3 protein-coding genes are annotated in these 2025 nt (G+C 74.0%); all 3 read left to right on the forward strand.

Annotated features, from left to right (window positions below):
• Positions 1 to 211, forward strand: a 211-nt coding sequence (locus tag AB0C29_RS45630; protein ID WP_360834232.1) for an iron chelate uptake ABC transporter family permease subunit, incomplete at its 5' end; no start/stop codon positions are given.
• Complete coding sequence (locus tag AB0C29_RS45635; protein ID WP_360834234.1) at positions 208 to 1239, forward strand: iron chelate uptake ABC transporter family permease subunit; 1032 nt, start codon at positions 208 to 210, stop codon at positions 1237 to 1239. The genes AB0C29_RS45630 and AB0C29_RS45635, both read left to right, overlap by 4 nt.
• Positions 1239 to 2025, forward strand: a 787-nt coding sequence (locus tag AB0C29_RS45640) for an ABC transporter ATP-binding protein (protein ID WP_360834236.1), incomplete at its 3' end; no start/stop codon positions are given. The genes AB0C29_RS45635 and AB0C29_RS45640, both read left to right, overlap by 1 nt.

Raw genomic sequence — 2025 nt, forward strand, 5'->3', positions numbered from 1 at the left:
GCCGCACATCGCGCGCACCCTGGTCGGGCCGGACCAGCGCTGGCTGCTGCCGTACTCGCTGGTGCTCGCGCCGACGCTGCTGCTGCTCGCGGACGTCGCCGGCCGGGTGATCGCCCGCCCCGGCGAGGTGCAGGCGGGCCTGATCACCGCCTTCATCGGCGCCCCGGTGTTCCTCGCCGTCATCCTGCGCCGCCGGATCGTGCCGCTGTGAGACGCCGGATCACCGTCCGGGCGCCGGGCCTCGCCCTCCGCCTCGACCTGCGCACGCTGGGCGTCAGCGGGGTCCTGCTGCTGGCCGTGGCCGCCGTCGTGGTGTGGACCGTCGTCGCCGTCGGCGTGCGGCTGCCGGTCGCCGACATCCTCGAGATCCTCGACGGCGGGGGCCGGCGCGCCGACCGGTTCATCCTGCTCGACCTGCGCCTGCCCCGGGTCAGCCTGGGCCTGCTGGCCGGGGCGGCGCTGGCGATGTCCGGCGCGGTCTTCCAGAGCCTGTCGCGCAACCCGCTGGGCAGCCCCGACATCGTCGGCTTCACCACCGGCTCGGCCACCGGCGCGGTCGTCGCGATCCTCGTGTTCGGCGCCGGGCCGGGCGGGGCCGCGGTCGCGGCCGTCGTGGGCGGTCTGCTCACGGCCCTGATCGTGTACGGGCTGGCGGCGGCCGGTGGTGGCGCGGTCCGGCGCATCGTGCTCGTCGGGATCGGCATCAGCGCGATGCTCGTCGCGGTCAACAGTTACCTGATCAGCCGGGCCCGGGTCGACGCCGCCCAGGCCGCCTCGGTCTGGCTGGTCGGCACCCTGAACGGCCGGACCTGGGAGTACGTGCGCCTGCTGGGCCTGGCCCTGCTGGTGCTCACCCCGCTGCTCCTGCTGTTCGGCCGGCGACTCCAGCTGCTGGAGATGGGCGACGACTCGGCGCAGTCTCTCGGCGTACGGGTGAACCGCTCTCGCCTGGTGCTGGTCCTGCTGGCCGTCGCGGTCTGCGCGGTGGCGACCGCCACGACCGGCCCGGTGGCGTTCGTGGCTTTGGCCGCACCGCAGATCACCCGGCGGCTCACCGGCTCGCCGACACTGCAACTGCTCCCGGCGGCGATCACCGGCGCACTGCTGATGGTGCTCAGCGACTTCGTCGCACAGCGGCTGCTGGCCCCCGCCCAGCTGCCCGTCGGGGTGGTGACCGGCGCGGTCGGCGGGGTCTATCTGGCCTGGCTGCTCGCCGGGCAATGGCGAAAGGGAAACTGATGACCTCGCGGCTGTCCGGGACCGGCCTGACGCTGGCCTACGGCGACCGGGCGATCGCCGCCGGCCTGGACGTGACGATCCCCGACGGCTCCTTCACGGTGATCATCGGACCGAACGCCTGCGGCAAGTCGACGCTGCTGCGCGCCCTGTCCGCACTGCTCACCCCGAAGCAGGGCTCGGTGGTGCTGGACGGCGCGGCGATCGGCTCGTACCGGGCCAAGGAGGTCGCCCGGCGCCTCGGCCTGCTGCCGCAGACGGCCACCGCCCCGGAGGGCATCTCGGTCGCCGACCTGGTGGCCCGCGGCCGGTATCCGCACCAGAAGCTGCTGCGCCAGTGGACACCGGAGGACGAGAACCAGGTCGCCGCGGCGATGGAGGCCACCGGCGTGACCGCGCTGGCGGACCGCGCCGTCGACGAGCTGTCCGGCGGTCAGCGGCAACGGGTGTGGATGGCCATGGCGCTCGCCCAGCAGACCGGCATCCTGCTGCTGGACGAGCCGACCACGTACCTCGACATCGCGTACCAGATCGACCTGCTGGACCTCTGCGCCGACCTGAACGAGCAGGGCCGGACCCTGGTCGCGGTGCTGCACGACCTCAACCACGCCTGCCGCTACGCGACCCACCTGATCGTGATGAAGGCGGGGCGGATCGTCGCGGAGGGCGTACCCGGGGAGATCGTCACCGCGGAGCTGGTCGAGGACGTCTACGGGCTGCGGTGCGAGGTCATCCCGGACCCGCAGACGCGGACGCCGCTGGTGGTCCCGGCGGCCCGCGCCGCGCGGG

The sequence above is a fragment of the Actinoplanes sp. NPDC048791 genome (genome assembly GCF_040650095.1).
Classification (GTDB): Bacteria; Actinomycetota; Actinomycetes; order Mycobacteriales; family Micromonosporaceae; genus Actinoplanes.